This is a genomic window from Candidatus Liberimonas magnetica (genome assembly GCA_020523885.1).
GTDB lineage: Bacteria > Elusimicrobiota > Endomicrobiia > Endomicrobiales > JAFGIL01 > Liberimonas > Liberimonas magnetica.
Genome location: JAJAPY010000004.1, coordinates 1 through 19,617, shown reverse-complemented (window position 1 = coordinate 19,617; position 19,617 = coordinate 1). Strand labels below are relative to the sequence as shown.

The following is a 19,617-nucleotide window of genomic DNA, read 5'->3' as shown; positions in this document are numbered from 1 at the left end:
CACAAAAAATTCACATAATTTCTATTGAAATTTCTAATATTTTATCTATAATTATATAAACATTTACATATATATAATAAAAGATATTATGAAAATAAAACTAAGTATATTAATTATATTCTGTATTTTTATAAACCTTTTTTCTTTTGTTTCTTTAAATGCACAGGAAAGCAGTGCTATCAGTTCAGTAGTATTAGATAATACTATGAAAGTTGCAAAGAACTTTTTTGTAACTTACTGTATCTCAACTACCGTTGACATAGTTATGGGAAAGATTACTTATCAGAATTCCGTAACAACCCCTGCAAAGAACAAATCCAATAATAAATCCAAAACAAACAATGATCTTGACCGGACATTTTTAGTTCAAACTGCGGGCAGTTATTCCGGCAATATCCTTGAAAGTAAAGCTATCACAGGTTTTTATCAGGACATTTCAAGAACTACGAACGATATAAAATTTACGATCTTGTTCCGAAAATTCATGCAGAGATCGTTTATTTTTCTGATACTTATGGCAATGCTATGCTTATTGCCAAGAGGCGCAATAGATAACTATGCTTTATTAAACATAAATAGCAGGATAAGATAACTCGGCTTGACTTTAAAGCCGGGTTATTTTTTTTGGAGGACAAAATGCTCTATAAAAAATTTACCGCCATTTTAACAACATTATGCTTCGTATTCAGTTTTATCGTGAGCCCGCCTCTTCAGGCCGTGGTCGAGAGGTACAAGGAGGTCAAAGATTTCAAAAAGATCTTTGACAGCTTTGTCCTGCCGGCTGCGGTCGGCAGAATAACGGACAACTACGGTTCGGAGCTCAAAGTTCAGAGTTCGGAGAATAAGGATCAGCTTCCCGGAACTATCTCTGAACTAAGAATTAATAACTCGAATACTGTTGTTATTAACATTCAGGATCTGCATTGCCATGCTGAAGTACAAAGGAATATTTCAAAGATTCTTTCCTTGCTGGATAACAAGTACCATTTAAAACGGGTGTATATCGAAGGTGCTGCAGGGCCGGTAGATACTTCCTGGATAACACAGGTCAAGGATAAGGAATTAAAAACCAAAGTGCTTGAATCCCTGGTAAACGGCGGAAAGCTTACCGGAGCAGAGTATTACTCGGTCCTGAGCGACAGGCCTGATCTGTTGTTCGGTGTGGATGACAGGAAACTTCATACGGACAACATAATACGCCTGAACACAATTGAAAACAAGCAGAAAGAAATAATGGCAAGCCTTGATGAACTCTCTCCTGACCTTGATAGGCTTAAAGAAAGGTACTATGATTCAAAAAACAGAAAATTAGACAACTTTGTACTGAAATACAAGAACGGCAATATTGACCCCCAGAAATATTATTCCGATTTACTGGAATATTCGCAGAAACTTAATATAGACACCGTAAGATTTAGAAACGTAGAAGAATTCTCAAATACCCTTATTATCGCCAAAGAGCTTAATTATAAAAAGATCACCAGAGAACTTCAGAGTTTCATAGTGCTTCTTAAAGAAAAGCTCCCCTACAGCGCATACAAAATGCTTGCGGCAAATACCGTAAATTTTACCCAGGCAAACCAGTTATACGTGTATTTGGCCAGGTTAGCAAAAGACTATGACCCCTCTTTGCTAAACGATCTCCCTAACCTTAAAAAGTTTTTCAACTACCTTGACTCAACCAAAAACATCAACCCCTTACAGCTCGTAAAAGAAGAAAACAAACTGCTTAATGAAATCCGTTTAAGGCTTGCCTTGAAATCCAGCGAACGCGACATAGTTTTCTTAATTGAGTTTACAAAGAGTTTAAAAGAATACCTGTCATATAAGATAACAGCCGAAGATTATAAGTTTGTCGAAGAAAACATATCGAAGTTCAACACTTTATGGGCGCAGTATGCGGGAAATGATAAACTTTCCCAGGTCCAGCCATATATCGCTTTGCTGAACGAATACTACAATGTAAATATCAAAAGGAACGAATGTCTTTTGGCTAACTGCAATATAGTAACAGGGGATAGCAGACAGGGGGCAGGGGTCAGTGAAACTGCTTTGAATAACAGCGAGATTGCTTCGCCTGCGGCTCGCAATGACACCCCTTTAGTCATTGCGAGAAGCGAAGCGACGAAGCAAGCTAACTCAAATTCACAGCTTGATTCATCAAATCTGCTTGAAAACGCGGAAAACATAGTTGTTGTAATTACCGGGGGTTTTCATACGCCCGGCCTTTCAGAGCTGTTGAAAGAAAAAAACATACCTTACCTGGTCATCACTCCGAATGTGACTCAGGATGTCGGTTTTGCCGAGAACACTTATTCAGAGCTTTTAAAGCTTGAAAGCGCTATGCTTGCTAAAGACCCAAAAGTCTTGGGATTTCTTCCCGGGGTTTTCAATGATATAGCCGGAACAGTCAAACAGGAACTGGCATTCAACATAATAGATTTCTCAAACATTAAACTTGCCTCGGAACACTTAAATTCCCTTCAGCTTATAGTACTTTCAACTATGGCAGGCTTTGAAAACAAAGCGACTATTGTATCAGCCGATTTTATAAGAGATTTCATTGTTAACGGTGAAGGTAAGGCAGGAGAAAGAATAGCTGCTGTCAACAAGGTGCTGGGAGAGCTTTTTGGTGAAAACGAAAAGTTTAAAATTCTTATCACTCCAGCCGATGACGGGAATTATGAACTTCAAATCGTATATGTAGATGCAAATAACAAAACAGTTGCAGTTACCCGTACCTATGACAGCAAAGGCCATTTGTTAAGTATTGATGATAAAGCCGATAAAAATGCAGTTAAAATGACAGCAGCACCTAATGTTGATGAGTTTTCAGAAAAAAATGAATTTAACGCTCCTGACCAGGTAAGACAAAGTGTGCAGAAGGAAATTAATAAGATTGATGAAGAATTTAAAAAAAGCCGGCAGCCGGCGTGGAAATCACCAATATGGCGGACATATATTTTCTGGGCAGCTTTAGAAACCCTTACGCTTGGAGTTTTAACTTTTATTCCTGTAACAGGTTTATTAAGAACCGCTGCATTCGGCGCTATAACAGTAGTTTTTGTTTCGATTCATCTCATACAAGATATTCAGGAGTACAATAAAGGACACATTACAAAACAGGAAGTAGCAAAAAACTTCTTTAAGAGGCTTGGCGGCGCGGTCCTTATTGTATTTCTGCCATTTTCGTTCCTTAAACCTGCGGCAGCGATAGCTGTAAGCTTTATAGGCCACGGCGTATGGAACACCATAGCGGTATATTATAAAAAACTTCCTGCACTGGCTGCAGGTTCAAGTGCAACCTCAGCTGCAAGGACGCAAATTAAACAAGCAGATTTGGAAAAACAAGCAAAAAAAGTATTGGATGGTTTTCAGTTAAGGAATAATGTATTGCTGGGTAAAGCGGCTGCAGTATGCCATCCTGAACCATTAGAGTTTGCCAAAGCGCTTAAAGCATTAGGGAAATTACAATATCCGGCTGATGCAAAAAAACCATGGTTTATGGCAGAAGTTTATACTCCTATAAAGTTTGACGGATATTTTCGTACATTGCAAAAAAATATTGAAGAAGAATTAGGCAGTACAAGAACTGACCTGAGTGAAATAATAATTCCCCTGATAATTCCAAAAGATGTTAAGGTTGATTATGTGAATCTTGCAGGATTTTTGCGCAGCATAACTGAAAAAGAATATTACGGAAGGGTGATGTTTGCGATTATTTTTGAAAGTGAACCTGAGCTTTATGAATTTCTCTATCCTGAAGCTGTGAGAGGATTGAGCCCTATGCATCCGGATAGGCAATATATAACTGAAGAGACGGGGTATAGCCCAGATAGAGATATAAGCGTTAGCAGGGTCTATAATTTTATTAGGGGTAAAGATGCCTCTGTACATTACGATACCACTGCCGCAGCAACACTTGACCGGACTGCAGGACAGGAAACACAAAAAACGCCAATATTGGCGCTGCCTGCCCCAGCCGTAAATAAATTAATCGAAACTTTGAAGGCATTCGGAACTGAGTATGCAGGCAAAAGAACGCTTTATGATTCTGATAAAACTTTAGGCGGCTTAGACCTCAATCTGCAAACTTTTACTAAGATGTTTAATATTACAAGTAAAGGTTTGATGATTTCTGCACAGATTGCAGCTGGAGAAGATAAGGTTACAGTAACTTTAAATGAAAATAAAAGTATTTCGATAAATTTCGGCAGCAAAATAAAAGGTGTCAATATTGATCAAGACGTATATATGAAGGAGTATCCTTCGCTGAAACGAATTGCAGAAATGCTTTATGCCTCGCAAATCCCCATGCCGGCGCCTGAGCAAATGCAAAGAACTGCAGATCCGAAAGCCTGGGCAATGGCTATAATAAAAGATTTTGATGCGGTGTTCCAGGAGGCTATGAAAAAGTCCAATAACCAGGACTCTAAATTGGTCCAAACCAATCTCAACGAGAATTTGGCAAACCCTGTAGTAGGCCCGATATTGCTTAAGATATTTGAAAAGATGCAAACTGAGATTACCGGCATGAGCTATGAACAATTAGTCTGGGAAGCTGTAACCAGGTTTAATGCAAACACTGAAATCGAAGACAGAGGCCTTACTTTCCGGACCGTATCAGCCGGTGATTGGGTTATCATAAATGATCTATTTAGAACTTTGGCAACCTCTGTTATTGGATACACAGATATGATAAGGCTCGTTACTGATAAGACAAGCCAAAAGATTTTTATTGATAAGGTAACCGATAATTTAAAAACTCTGCTCCTTGTAGCAATTGTATGGAAGATCCGAAGTAACTTGAAGATAACCATAGAAGATAGGGAAAACGGATTTGATTTTCAGTATACCCCGGTTATAGAGCGGGCTGAAATAGCGAGAATATTAAAACTACAAAAAGCCGCGAAGACGCCGGATGCGTCGCCTGAAGCAAAGCAGGAATATGAAACTGCGTTGAAAGCGTTCTTAGATGCGCACAGGCCTGAAGGTAAGGATGCTATCAGCGATAAAGAATGGGAAAAAAGGAGCGCTGAACTGGAAAAGGGATTGGGTTTTATTAAAAAATCCATGGGCAAAAGAGCCCTAAAAGCCGCAGCCGATAGTTTAGGCGAAGAGTTTAGCGGTGTTACCAACCTTTCAAAAGCAGCCAATGCCGTTGTAGCTATCCTGGCTTTAAGCGAGAAAGATAAAAAGCTGATCCAAGACAAGCTGGGGCTTAGTGAAGGCGCAGATATCAATCCTGCATTAGCAGATTTGATAGTAAAATCTATAAATTCGTTCATGTCTGTTCAAGAAATATCTGCCCTTACCCTGGAGGAACTGGCCAACATATCTGCCCATACTGCCTGGAACCTGACACATAAAAAAGAGGAAAGGTTATCGGCAGTCAAGTCTTACACCGATGATTTCAGGGCTTATGATTTCGAAAAGGAATTCGAAAAATTTAAAGCTGGCTGGACTGGGGATGTATTGTCCAACCCTGCTGCTGTTGAACAAAAGATAAACAATTTATCCGTTATACTTGAAGAGATGATGAGCCTGAATAAACCGGCTTCAGAGAAGTTGGCAGATCTGTCGAAAATAGAAAGTTTCATACAAGATTTATTCCGCCGGCCAAATATCCCGGGTTTAACGTCTGACAATAGAAGTTTTTTAGGAATATTATGGGATAAAACAGCGGTAGCCCGGAGAAATTTAAATGCACGGCAGCAGCAAGCGAATACTGATACAAATGCAGCACCGGCTCCGGTAGAGGCCAAAGTTGAGGTACGTAAAGACAGGCCGCTGGACAGGGTAGGCGGGCTGTGGGATTACATAGAAGAACTGCAGCAGACAGGAAACAGAAAAGAGTTAGAAATGGTTTTTAGAATTATTATGGTTGAAACAAACGGAAATAGCGACCCTTTAAGAGAAAATTACACTATAGAGGATATTAAAAAAGAGATAAATTTCGTTGTGAAATATCATCGGCCAAGTGCAAGCTACTTACTCGATATATTTCAAAGGCATGGCATGGATAGCAGTTATAATAAACAAATTATACATAATTTCATGAAGGCTTGTATTGCAGAACCAAAAGGCCATGACCCGAGGGCAGACGGATTAAAAGAATACATAGCGTGTTTAGAGCTGAACGGGGAAACAGAAAAGCTTGATATGGCGCTAAAATTAGTTTTATCAGAAGTGGAAAATGATACGAGTATTCTTGCCAGAGAAGAAAAATTGACACAAGAAGAAGTAGAGCGGGCAAAGACCAGGCTTTATGCATTTTGGGCATTCAAGCCGCTTAAGAAAGATTTAATCGACAGGGCGCATAGATCCGAAAGGTATACTGCTTTAATGCAGGAAACAATATATGAGCTCTTGGAAGCACTCTTAGTAGAGCCAAAAGAAAACGACCCGCGGGCAGAAAGGTTAAAACAATATATAGCAGGTTTGGAATCAGAAGGTGATGCGGAAAAACTTGATTTAGCGCTGAAGTTTGTTTTGACAGCAACTGAAAAGAATATGGACATACTAAGGAGCAAGAAAAACGTAACAGATTTAGAAGGAGATACTGAACAGCTTAACTTGGAAATAAGAACCGCCTTGGAAGAGGCAAAAAACAAGCTCAATATGTTTAATAAGGAATATAAATTGACACAAGAGGAAAGAGCCAGGGCAAAAAGCAGGCTGTACGCATTTTGGGCATACCAGCCTGAAGTTATAGATTTACGTGAAAGAATAAAATACGAAGATTATACCCCTATGAAACAAATAGCTGAAGATATTATTGCTGTAACCAGGCAAAAGCAGGATGAAGCCCTGGCAATTCCCTTGGCTGGAAATCCCTGGCAGTCAGATCCTTCAAGGCTGGCCCAGGTGGTTGATAGAGTTAGACAGAGTGCCAAAGAAGGCTTAAGGCAGGAGAACGAACGCAGACGTATTATTGAAGAAGCTCTTGCAGAGCCAAGAAGAAAGCTGGAGTTAAAACGTGCCGAGAAAGAGCGGCTTGCTAAGATTGAAAGAGCAGAAGAAAGAAGAAGGCAGGCTAAGAAAGATGCCCGTGAACAGGCCCGTCTCAATAAAGCCCTGGCTCTTATTGACGAGATAGAAGAGCAAGGAACTGATGCGACTTATCTTGATGTTCCAGGGCTTAAAGCTGACATTTCCGGAGCTTTTAGTTCATTAATCCTTGCTGCAGAAAAAAGCACGGATGATGTTGAAAAAATATCGTATTACGTAAAAGCGCTTAGAGTGGCAAAAATAGAAAACTTATCCTCTGTGCTCAAAACTGTCGAAAACTTGTTTGGGTCTACGGATTGGGGAAAGAGAGTAGTAGAAGCGTATCGTAAAAAGATAATAAAAGAGGAAAGCATTGATTTACGGCAGTTAATCATGCACCTGGAATTTATATCAGAGCTGGTAGAAAAAGATGTTTCAATGGCTTCTAATGAATTTAGGGACAATATGGTTGATGCTTATAAAAGCATTAACAGACTTGATTATGATGAGGCAAAATATTATTGTGAAAAGGCGATTAATTTTGCAGAACTTTGGAATCTGCCGGAAGTGTTTGATACGCTTGATTCAATATATAGCTCAGAGTCGCTTGGCAAGGAGCTGGTGAATGCCTATTCGGATAAACTGGATGAATTAATAGTAGAGGGAAGGCAGGATGAATTTGATATCCGGCAGATGCTGGACCGTGTTCATAACACAAGACGGCATATCGAAGGTTCACAAAGGTTTGCAACTCTGCTTGCTCATGCCCGGACCTATCTTAACGGATCTAATTATTTTAGGGCAGAAAAGTTTTGCAGGGAGGCTGTTCCATACATTGAGCCGTACCAGATACCAGCACTTTTGGAATTTCTAATTGATGAATTGTATTTGGATTATAAGCCAGCAAGGAAGGAAAAAGCTGAGTTTTACAGAAAAGTCTTTAGGGAAATGCTCATAAACGGAAAAGAAAAGAAATTTGATATACAAAAAGCTTTTAGGATTATTGATTCTGATTTGCCGCTGCCTGATGAAATAGAGTTTCAATATTCTCCGGTTAGGGAGCGCATAAAGATAGCAGAAATATTAATGTTAAAGAAGGCTGCTTTTGCGCCTGGTGCCTCTGATAAGGATATGCGGGATTATATAGAAGCTCTTAAAACGTTTATAAATGCGCACAGGCCGCAAGGCAGTGAATCTATAAGCGATAGTGAATGGCAAAAAAGGCGCTTTAAGCTGCTTAAAGGGATTTTATATATTGAAAATTCAACGAATGAAACTGCCCTAAGTGCCGCAATGAAGATCTTAGGTGAAGAATTTTATGGAGCTAAAAACCTCTCAAAAGCGGTAACTGCGGTTGTGTCAGTCCTGCTTCTGGGGCTGGGCAAAGAAGATAGGCAGAAAATCTCTAAAAGGCTCGGGATTGGCGGGTTGGTAAATTTAAATTCTGCCTTGACAAAGTTTGTACTAAATTCAATCAATTTGTATATGTCTCCCCAGAGTATATCTTCCCTTACAATAGAAGACCTGGCCAACATATCCGCGCATAGTATATGGAACCTGACACATAAAAAAGAGGAAAGGTTATCGTTATTTAGTGGTGATGAAACTCAATACGGAAGCGGCCAGGGTGATGAGCAATTAAGAGGACAGAATAGAGCAGTCCTGTATGATGATAATACGGACATTGAACAGGCAATAAATGATATACGTACTTTATTAAGCTCAAACTCACCTGATGAAAATTGGGTTAGTTTAAAAGAACAAATAAATAATATGTTTTCTATAAATATAACAAGCCGGCAGCGTGGTATTTTAAGCGGGTTATTATCCCAAGTGGAAGCTAAAATAGCAGCGTCTGCACCCCAAGCACAAGCACCAAAGAAAAAGAAAGGCTGGTGGCTTGGCATAAGTGCCGGGACTGTTAAGCAGATACTAAACGAAGTATTGAATATGGCTAAAATAAATACGGTTGTAAGTTTGTCTGACTTATCTGTAAAATTAGCCGAAGCCGGGCTTTCGGCTGATGCGCAGGGCGTAAGGTATGCCAGCCATGACGAAACCGGGGAAGTAAGCATCGAAGCTTCTGCTGAGGCTCTTGGGAAACTTGATAAAAAAATAGAAAAAGTAATATCTCTTGATATAGTAGGAGTGCTTGAAAAATCAATAAATACAAAAGAGCAAAATTATCAGGCACTGAAATCCCTGCTGGCTTATTGCAAGGAAAACGGTATAAAGATAGTTATTACTAGTACAAAGGATGCAGCACCTTTTATTGAAATATTAAATGTAATGTTCGGTTTAGAGGGAACCGAGATTACTATCCTTAATGTAGAACGCGGCGCCTCGAAGCTTGAGGTGTTGCACGAGATGTTCCCGGAAGCGGACATAATCCATATTGATGATAAAGAAACTTTAGCATCAAAAGGGTACTTTGCAGCCTACGGGAGTTCATTGGCATGGCTGTATAACCTTGCAAAGAATGAGATGTCTGTTAATTCTTATATTGAACGGCATGAGAGAATGGAATTTAGAGCGCTGAAAGTCAGTGGAGTCAAATCCGCTGAAGAAGCACAAGGTGAAGCGAAGGTTTTTGCCAGATATTTGGAAACGCACCATAAAGAATTACAATTTAAACATGCAACAGACGAACTCTGGCACGAGTGCGTGAAAGCTGTAGCTCAGGAAGCTCAAAAATCCAAAGTACAAACTGGAAGATTTAACGTATGGGGAGTAACTATTGAGGACGCCGGGCCCTACATCAGCGACGCTAAGCTCATCAATGCCATGGAGGTGAGCATAATAGATGAGATTATAAATGTCATGAAGGGAATGGTTCCGGCTGTTGCATCAGCCAACCTTTCTGCAGAGGCTGTGCTTGCTCAATTAACCAACGCGGCCAAGTCCGGCACAAAGGCAGATGTTATTGGGTCCAGGATTAGTTTTTTACAGGTATACAAAGATTTAGTACCAAGGTATGATAGGGCCAAGAGCCTCCTTTTACAGAAATTCGGAACTGTTGAAACGCATAACGTGAATGACAATGAAAAAAAGACTGTTGCCGAACTGCTTGAAAAAATTGGCAGAAACTTAAGGAACCTGGAATACAATCTTAAGCGGGATTTTCCTTCCGGCGGCAAGTTTGAATATTGCAGTGTTTTTACCGCAAATGCTGAAATGAATATCCGCTATTTGGAAATTCTTTATGATTACCTGACAAATATAGAACAAAAAGATGGGCTAGCCTCTGCTCTTAAACAAGACGGAAGGTTTGTCGATATTTCTGTAAGAGTTCAACTTTATAAAGATATGTATAAAAAACAAAAAGCAAGGTTTGAAGCAAATGAAGATTTAATAATACAGAATGATACACAAAAGCAAATTCTTACATATACTGTTGATGCAATTGGAAAACAAATAGAAAAAGCAGAATTAATAGTAGAACAAGCAAGAGAAGCAAAAAGTGAAAGTGAAAAAGATCGTTTAATTAAGAGCGTATTTGGCCATCTTAATACAGTAGATGAGCTTTTACCTGGTTTAAAATCAGATATAGATAGAAAACTGCGTATAGAATATTATATAGGTGAAGCAGAAAACGCGCTTGATCAAATGGCCAAGCATGATACGCAGATTTTAAAAGAAAACTGGCTGGGTAAAAGCGTGAGGCAGGTGGTTTTGGATGCGCTTGGCAATATGCCTGTTATCAGGGAAGCCCTTGGCCGGGATTTGGCATTGGTTGCTCTAGAGACGGCAAAGGATATACTCCCAAATATAACTAAGATAGCGCCGGAAAACATTAAAGAAGGGCAGAAAGACAGGCAAATAACATTTGACGGCAAGGCCGTAAAGATAAGGACATATAATGGCAAAGTGATACAATCACAAACAATGGAAGGTGTGGCCGGTCTTGCAACGCTTGAAGCTGACGGGCTTACAATTGCTGTGTCAGAAAGTTTCTGGGAGCTTTGGGATAGCTGGGTACCTGCCAATGATGAACTTATGGTAGCTGTTAAACATGAATTTAGAGAAGCTGATGCCCGCCAGGGGGAAGATACCGGGTTTAATAAGTACTTGGGTGTATTCAAAGCTGGAAAATCAGCCCGGAACCTTGACACAAAGGAGTTTGTAAAACTTTACCATGCCTATATTGAAGCCAAAGCCGGAGGAGAGTATTTAGATGCAGGCAAAAATGAGACTGCCGAACAATTCCTGTTAGAAACCAAGCTTATCAAAAAAGCAGAAAGTGTGATAGATGAAGCTGAAAAAGCCTATAAATTTAATGCCCCTGAAACCGTCAGAGCTGTATTAAATTCCATCCCGGGCGTTGAGCTGTCCGAAAATGAAACAACCTCGCTTGACGATTTGCTCAACTCGTATAACATAACATTAGATAGAGCAGGCGGTTTGAGGGCTTATATTGAAAGTTTGGAAAAAAGCGGTAATAAAGAAAAACTAAATAAAGCGTTAATAATCATTAAACTAGGTATAGATAAAAGCAGTTATATTTTAAGTAAAAAAGAAAATATAGATGTAAAAAGAATAAAGTCTGAATTAAATGTTTTTTTAAAAAACCAGCCGAAAAAAGACGAAATAATTGATATTTTTAAAAGGCATACCCAAGACTGCGATGAAGAACTGTTAGATGAAATTATGGAAGCGTATATAACCGAGCCAAAGGAACATGATCCCAGAGCAGACGGGTTAAAAGCATACATAGCAGGTTTAGAAGGAGACCCGGATAAACTTGATCTGGCCTTAAAGATGGTTTTAGCAGAAGTAGAGAACAATATAAATATTCTCGCAAGAAAAGAAAAATTAACGCCGGAAGAGATAGTCAGGACAAAGACAAGGCTGTATGCGTTTTGGGCATTAAGGCCTTATAAATATAATTTGTTTCCGAAAGCAGTAGAGTCACCTGCAATAGAGCAGATAAGTGATGAGCTTTTAGAGGCGCTTATAACCGAGCCAAAGGAACATGACCCCAGGGCAGACGGGTTAAAAGCATACATAGCAGGTTTAGAAGGAGATCCGGATAAACTTGATCTGGCCTTAAAGATAGTTTTAGCAGAGGTGGAGAGAAAAACGGCAATTCTCGGAAGAAAAGAAAAATTAACGCCGGAAGAGATTACCCGGGCAAAAACCAGGCTGTATGCATTTTGGGGATACCAGCCTATTCAAATAGATATATTGGAAATGGCAAGGCGGGCTGGCGCATCTTCTCCTGCATCAGACCAGATAATATACGAGCTTATGGCAGCAATTGGAAAGAAGCCGTGGAAAATGGATGAACTGGGCAGAAGGCCGTTAGATAAGACAAGCGGATTGATGGAGTATATAGAAGAGTTAGAAAAAGGTAGTAATCCAAGGAAATTAGATGTGGTGTTGGATCTTATTGCAGAAGTGGTTGAAGGAAGCTCTCTGTTTGTTCATGCGGACAAGGATAGAGTAAAAGCAGAATTATTTTCGTTTTTAGCACACCGCCCTTCAAAGGAAAGTTTAACTGATATAGTAAGGAAGTATAGCCAAGACACTGATTATATGCTGGGGATAATAGATGAGGTTTTAGAAGCGCTTATAAAAGAACCAAAAGGCCATGACCCCAGGCTGGACGGAATAAAAGAATACATAGCAGGTTTAGAAGAAGACCCGGAAAAACTTGATTCAGCATTGAAGTTAGTTTTAGCAGAGACAGAACAGGATACGAGTATTCTAAAAAGCAGCCATAAATTGACAGATGCAGAGACAGCGCGGGCAAAGACAAGGCTGTATGCGTTTTGGGCATTCCGGCCTTATAAATCAGATTTAATCATAAAAGCACAGCAGGCTAAAGTGTACTCTCCTGAAGTACAGGAAATAATAGATGGGCTTCTGGATTCTCTTATGAGAGAGCCAAAAGGCCATGACTCCAGGGCACACAGGCTAAAAGAATACATATCAGGTTTGGAAGAGAACCAGGATAAACTTGATTTAGCATTGAAGATAGTTCTGGCAGAGGCGGAGCAAAGAACGGAGATGCTCTCCAATAATAATAAATTGACAGATGAAGAGATAGCGCGGGCAAAAACCAGGCTGTATGCGTTTTGGGCGTTCCGGCCTTATAAAACAGATATAGTTGAAAGAGCCAAAAGAGCTGGCATAACTTCTCCTATATTAGATGAGACAATAAATGAGCTTATGTATGCGATTGGACAGAAACTATCAGCCGGGCAGGTAAAAATAGTCCCTGATTTAGTGAAATCAGAATGGGAAAACAAATCTCTAATTGAAAAGCTCGAAATACTAAAAAGTATATTATATGACCTTGAGATAAACGGCAGAGCAGACAAATTCCCAAAAGAATTGCTCACTATTGGTGATGAACAACTCAATGTGTCCAAAGAAAAACTGTTGGATTTACAGGAAAAATATAGCATAAACCTGCTCAAATACGAGAAAGAAATAGTTGACCTTTACGGCAAGCTGGAAGCGGCGCCTCGGATAGAAGCCGGGGAGCTCATGAATCTTACATGGCTTTGGTTTACACAGGTCTTTAACCCTGGAAAATATGCTGATGCGCGGGCTGCGTTCATGAAAGCACACAAGGTGAAATACAGAGAAAACGACCTGTGGACGTGGGAGATGGAGCGGGACTTAAATAAGATAATTTCTAAGACTGCGCTTGCAGGATTGCTGGGAGGCCTTGTTGGTATTGCACTATCAGTTATGCTAGGCCTTTTAGCAAGCACGTATTTTATGCCTCTTGTAAACCTTTTAGATATAGGCGGAAGCGGATTTAATGTGATAAGTGCTGTATTAGTAGGTATAAGTGCCGGGCTTACATATATTTTTGGGTCCGTGTTGGCATATAACTGGGCGCTTAAAGGAAATATTTACTTTCACAGGCAGGTGAACGTACAAGCCAGGTTCGGCGAGGAGCTGACAAAGCGAACAGTCAAACGCAATCTGGGGATCACTGCTCAAAAGTTGAATAATCATCTTGAAATGTATATACAAAAAGACGAAACACACTTACGCAGTGCAGAACAGGCAGCCACGGAAGACTGGCAAAAAGATTTGGTTAAAGCTGCAAGGCTTGTACTTGAGGAACAGTGGCAAGAATGGAGAAATAATGGAACTAATAAGGTCTTTAATGAAACTTTAGGTGTTTATGCCTGGCTTGAGGCTATCAAAAACAAAGAACGATATAAATTAGAAAATTTACTTGATTTTGTTGCAAAAACCTCGGAATTGTATATAGCCAACTTTCATAGTGTTATCTATACTCTGGATAATGATGTTTTAAAACTTGGAAAAATTGTTTTTTACGCTAAAATAGAAGCTATGGATAATTGGAGAGAACTTGATTTAGAAATAAGAAATACTGCTCTAGCACAGTTAGGTGTTCAGGGTCTCGGCAAGAACATGTACGGCATCATTTTGAAGATACTGGGACCTGTGGCACAAGTGCTTTTGGCAGGTAAAATTCAGGAAATTGCTGGAAATATGGGATTTGCCATACTTGCAGAAATACCTAAAAAAAGGGTCTATATAAAACAAAACGTTATTGAAAGAAAGATTGTTGTTGACGGAGTTGAATATCCGGTAAAAATAAGGGAATGTAAAGGCGATATTCTCTATGTTGACCAGACTACAGTAGGTTTTGCCACAATAAATAAGGAAGAATCAGCTAAAGGCAGTATTGTTATAGATGCGTCACAAGGATTCTTTAAGTATTTTACCCCGAAGGAAAGAGTCACAGGAATAATACATGAAATAAAAGAATCCATAGCCAGAAAAGGCGGCAACGGGGATTTCAATTATTATTGGCTGAACGAGAAATACAGGGATATCCAGTCTAAAAAAGAGCTGGATGAGTTTGACTCTTTAGTTAAGGACCCGGAACAACTAAAACAGTTAGTTGCAGGGCTTGGTACAGACGAATTCGTAGAATCATACCACCGCTATTTACACCACATTGCCAAAGTAAAACCTGAATATGCCGATGAATCAGCTCTGATTAAGAAGTCAGATGCTGTCCTTGCACGAATAATCGCCAGGACCACTTTTAAGGTAGACGATAATATGAGAAAGATACTTAAATATCTATTCCCGGGTATGGATTTTACAGACATCGTAGAGACAAGCATGTATTCACTGGCAGGCAAAAACATTTCAGCAGAACAGAGAAAAGTAGTTGATAGAAACATTGCAATGCTAAAGGAGCTAGACATTCAAGCTCTCGGGCAAACTCTCGAGGGTAAAAACTGGTTCTCGAAGATTCATGTTTACATTGATAAGAGCGGGAAAATCATTAGTATAGGCGAGAAACCTGAGCAGGAGACACTAGAGTTGACACTGAATATTAAGAGGTCAAATAGAGGCGTGTCAGTAAAGGATTTTTCGTTTTCATGGAATGAACCGTTAAACCAGGCACAGTACACAATGGTTACGGAAACGGAAAGAATGCTTAACCTTGATTCAGAAGCGAAGAAGACAATAGTTGAGCTGTCTAAAACAAACGGCACCAGTGAGGTGATTTTAGAAGACAGCAAAACAATTCATCTGCTGATCAAGGACAGATTCAGATCTATATTAAATATTGAAAACGGAAAATTATTTGCAGTAACCGATAGAAAAGGTACCGATAGAGGTGATATCGAAAGCAAGAAGCTGCAGGTGCCGTCAAACGGGAAAAACTTTAAAATCGGAAATTTCGTGTTAAATGTAACCAGGATAGGCAAAGGCTATTTTAAAGTGCGCATAAGTCTTGCTGATAACAGGGTTGGCAAATCAATTGTAAGTATAACTAATTCAAAAGCCGATTTCTTTCAGAAAATACAAATCTCCGAAGATGGGTTTGCCGAAGAATTGTTTGAACGGTTTGAGAAAAAGCTTAGCGGGGATATGCAAATTGTACTTGAACCCAAGCAAAAAAACTTACCATCAAGTTTGATCACGTTCAAGGATGGTAAGATAACTTCCTGTGTACCTGGGCCTAAAGGAGACGAATATCGTGATTTGAAATTCGACACGACATATGATTTTGGCCCTCTCGGGAAGATCTGGTTTGATAATGATAACGGGGAATACTCAATAAAGATACTTCCTAAAGCAGATGTCAAGGTTACTTTTATCCCTGACTATAGCCAGCCCAGCCAGGCAGTTCCAGTGGCAGGAGGGGCCTTGACCGCGGAAGCAACGTATAAGAAAGGGGAATCTTTATGGGAAGGGATGTCTCTAAAAGAAAAGCTGGAAGTATTAAAAAGAATATTGTCTGATCTTAAAAAGAACGGCAAAGAAGATAAGTTTCCAAAAGAATTGCTCGCTATCGCTGATTTGTCTGACAGTTCGCTTGATGAAACCGTGGAACAATCATTGGTTTTGGGTACTAAACTGTTCAACCACAAGAAAGAATTAATAGCCCTTTACAGCGAGTTGGAAGTTGCTCCGCAGGTAGAGGCACCGGAGCTCATGGAACTTACCAAGCTGTGGCTGACGCAGGTATTTAACAAGGACGAATATGAAAATGCTCTGAAAGCGTTTAAGAATGCTCACAAAGTACGGGATACAGAACAGAACCGGTGGAGCGGTAGCATGCAGGAAGGCTTAAATAAGATAATTGTAAAAACCGCACTTGGAGGATTCTTGGGAGGCCTTATCGGTGTTTCACTGGCTGTTGCAGCAGGCCTTGTGATAACAATAATTTTTGCGCCCCTGGCAGGCTGGTTGGATATGGGTGCGATAGGGTTGCATGTAATAAACGTTTTATCCATAGTGGCAAGTGTGAAGGTTGCATTTAAATATGTGTTCACATTAATAAATAAGTTTGGGCTTAAAGCAAACATTCAAATCCACCGGCAAGTAAATATAGAAGCCGGCCCGGGCCAGGCACTGACAGAACAGTCTGATGCCGTAGCAATGGCAGTAAAGGGAGGGGTTTCAACAGAGGTAACAAGGAGGAGATTCCTTGCTCTTGTTTTTGGTACGCTCGCATTTATGACACTGGCTTGTGTTTCCGAAGCGACAATTACACCAGAACCTGCACCTGTTGAACCAACAGGCGTACCGTCTAATCCGGCCGCTACAACTGCGCCTGTTGCACCGACAAAACCGGCGCCCCAGCCAAGCGCACCGGCAGACTCTTATACCCCTTCTAAGAAACAGTGTACTATAGATAAATCCGGGATCCAGCACCGGCCCGTAGAAGTGATTATTGATGCTAAAACGGAAAAAAGCATTCGCAGTGTTGTAAACCTCTCTCCCGAGCAATATATCCAGAAGCATATAGTTAAAATTAATCAGATCCTTGCCGCTTCCGGCGCAAACGTAGTATTAGAGGTGATGCCAATAAGACGTGTAACAAGCCTGACTTTAGAGCAAAGGAGGCCCTGGACAGCATTTGACAGTGGCGGCTGGGCCCTGCGTGACGGAGATGACTATGCCGGGTTTCACCCGGATGCTTTAAGAAACGGTTATGATTATTTAATGCTTCATGAATGGATGCATGCCTTAGTGCCGTTTTTCGATGATTACCTCTTTGATGCCAAAGCTGACATCCCGGGAGTACCCCCTCATAAAGGTTTAATGGGCCTTATGTACAGCTTTGACTTATCTTTGACAGATATGAGAGGCTATGATAAAATTCCCGCTTGGCAGGTTAAACTCCTTAACAGGCGCATTAAGCAGGGGCTCGGATATACAGGCACCATGGTCAATGGAGTACAGATGATAACAAATCCCCCTTTCACAAAAGAAGACATACCTGAAACTATTAAGATACAGCTTGATAAATCGCTTGGCCTAGCAGTAAATGTATATGAGACAGAATCAGACCCTAAAGTAGTTAAGAGGACTCCCATGTTTTCCCGGGCTACTGATGCACAAGGAGCGTTCATACTTGACCGTGCAAAGGCATTTCCGGATATCATGAAAGAACCGGATCAAAACATTGAATATGCTATTAGTCAGCTTGGCAAAGGTGTCTTACTAATTGAAACGATAAAGGACAACAAGACAAAAAGCTACTACTGGCTTGATTTACCCGCTCTTATTGCTGCCAAGCTTGATGGGAAAACTACTATCCAGCTTCAGCCGGTTTATCAAGCCTCTGCTCCGGCGCCCGGTGTTGCCTCTAATTTAGGTGTTGGCGCAGTAGCGCCTGCAATACTATCAAAAACAAATAAAAAAACAGGTGATGAAACCGGAGGTAAGCCAACACTGACACCGAATCAAAAAAAGAGAATAATAAACCGCAGGCTGGACAGCATACTTCAGCGCATGGATCAGGAAAAACTTACAGGTGAAGAACTGGAAAGATTGTCAATAGAACTTCAAAGCATAAGACAGGAAGTTGATGAGGATAATGATTATGATAATTATAGGCACAGTTTAAATAAAAGAATCACAAAACTTGAAGACAAATTGAAAATTCACAGGCAGGTGAACATAGAAGCCGCTCCAGGCGAGGCGCTGGCTTCGTCGGTTTCGGGTCTTAATATAAAATCTGAAACGCCTGTCATCGCGGAGGCAAGGGTGTCGGTATTAGCAGCAATAAGGACATATAAGCCGCAGGAGATAGTAAAGGAGATAGTAAAGCGGATAATAGCTCAGGCAAGCGGGCTGGGAACAAAGACGGTGTTTATAGCGGATTTTGGGATGGCAAACGAGGAAGAAGCAAAAGGCCGTGCGAAAGCAGCGGCAAGCAGCGGGGCGAATGTAATAAGGGTAGGATTCATTGATCCTGAGGCAGCGACAAAAGAAGGGAAGCTTACAAAGCTGGACGTGAACGGGGAAGACACGATGATTCCTGGAATAGTGCTTGCGGGAGCAAGGACTGCCTTAGGGCTGTGGGTAGAGAAGACAGAGTCCGCTCTTAAACGCTTCATCTGCCAACACGTTTCTTATCTTTTCAAACAACCCCTCATCCTTATCATTGTAGCACTCAACCGCCACTTTGCACATCTCCTTGAAAACTTCTTCTTTTAGTTCCTTGATCTGCCTGGCAGCCTTCTTATTCCCTTTCCCAAAAATCGTTAACCCTAACTCGTTGCCGTATTTAAAGAGATCCGCATCCATTACCCCAAACCCTACTAAATCCCTCAGCTTATCGCCCACTCTCACATCTTTTAAACCCTCATAGCTGTTCATTATAACTACATCCGTTATACCTTCAGGATTTGCCAGCACTTTATTAAGATCTGCTTCTTTTTCTATAACAAACGGGTTTATATAAAAGTTCTGTACCCCTCTTACCGCAGCTTCTAGATTCTTGCTTCCCTCTTCTCCCAGAGCTGCACCTAAACTTTGCGGCATCGTAAAATATATCTTCGCTTCCGGATATTTCGCCCTCTTATCTACAGAAAATACAGCAAACCAGCTGATAAAATCCGCTGCGCTAAGCTCTTTGTCTAGTTTCCTTAAATCTAGGTACACATCGTCATACGTCCCCAACAGGTTTAGCACCTCTTTTTCAAGGCCCACAAACTTTTCCAGCGTGTCGCACACATAGTTCCTTGCAACCCTGATATTCAGTTTCTTCCTTAGCTTATTAAGCTCTCCCCTGCCTAACTTCGGCCCGGACTCATCATCAATCCTTACACTCGACATCAGCGCTGACCCGGAAAACCTGTCTTTCTTCAGCTGCGAAACCCT

Annotated in this window: 2 protein-coding genes; both read left to right on the top strand. The window is 40.6% G+C overall.

The features are described from left to right. Positions 1 to 88: 88 nt before the first annotated feature. Positions 89 to 592, top strand: a complete 504-nt coding sequence (locus LHV68_04290; protein ID MCB4791088.1) for a hypothetical protein — start codon at positions 89 to 91, stop codon at positions 590 to 592. A 44-nt stretch (positions 593 to 636) separates the two neighbouring features. Further along, on the top strand, positions 637 to 18,951 hold the full coding sequence (locus tag LHV68_04285) for a hypothetical protein (GenBank protein MCB4791087.1): 18,315 nt from the start codon (positions 637 to 639) through the stop codon (positions 18,949 to 18,951). Positions 18,952 to 19,617 lie beyond the last annotated feature (666 nt).

Excerpts from the sequence above, each read along its gene's own strand:
- LHV68_04290 (MCB4791088.1), top strand. The coding sequence starts at position 89 with ATGAAAATAAAACTAAGTATATTAATTATATTCTGTATTTTTATAAAC.
- LHV68_04285 (MCB4791087.1), top strand. The coding sequence starts at position 637 with ATGCTCTATAAAAAATTTACCGCCATTTTAACAACATTATGCTTCGTA.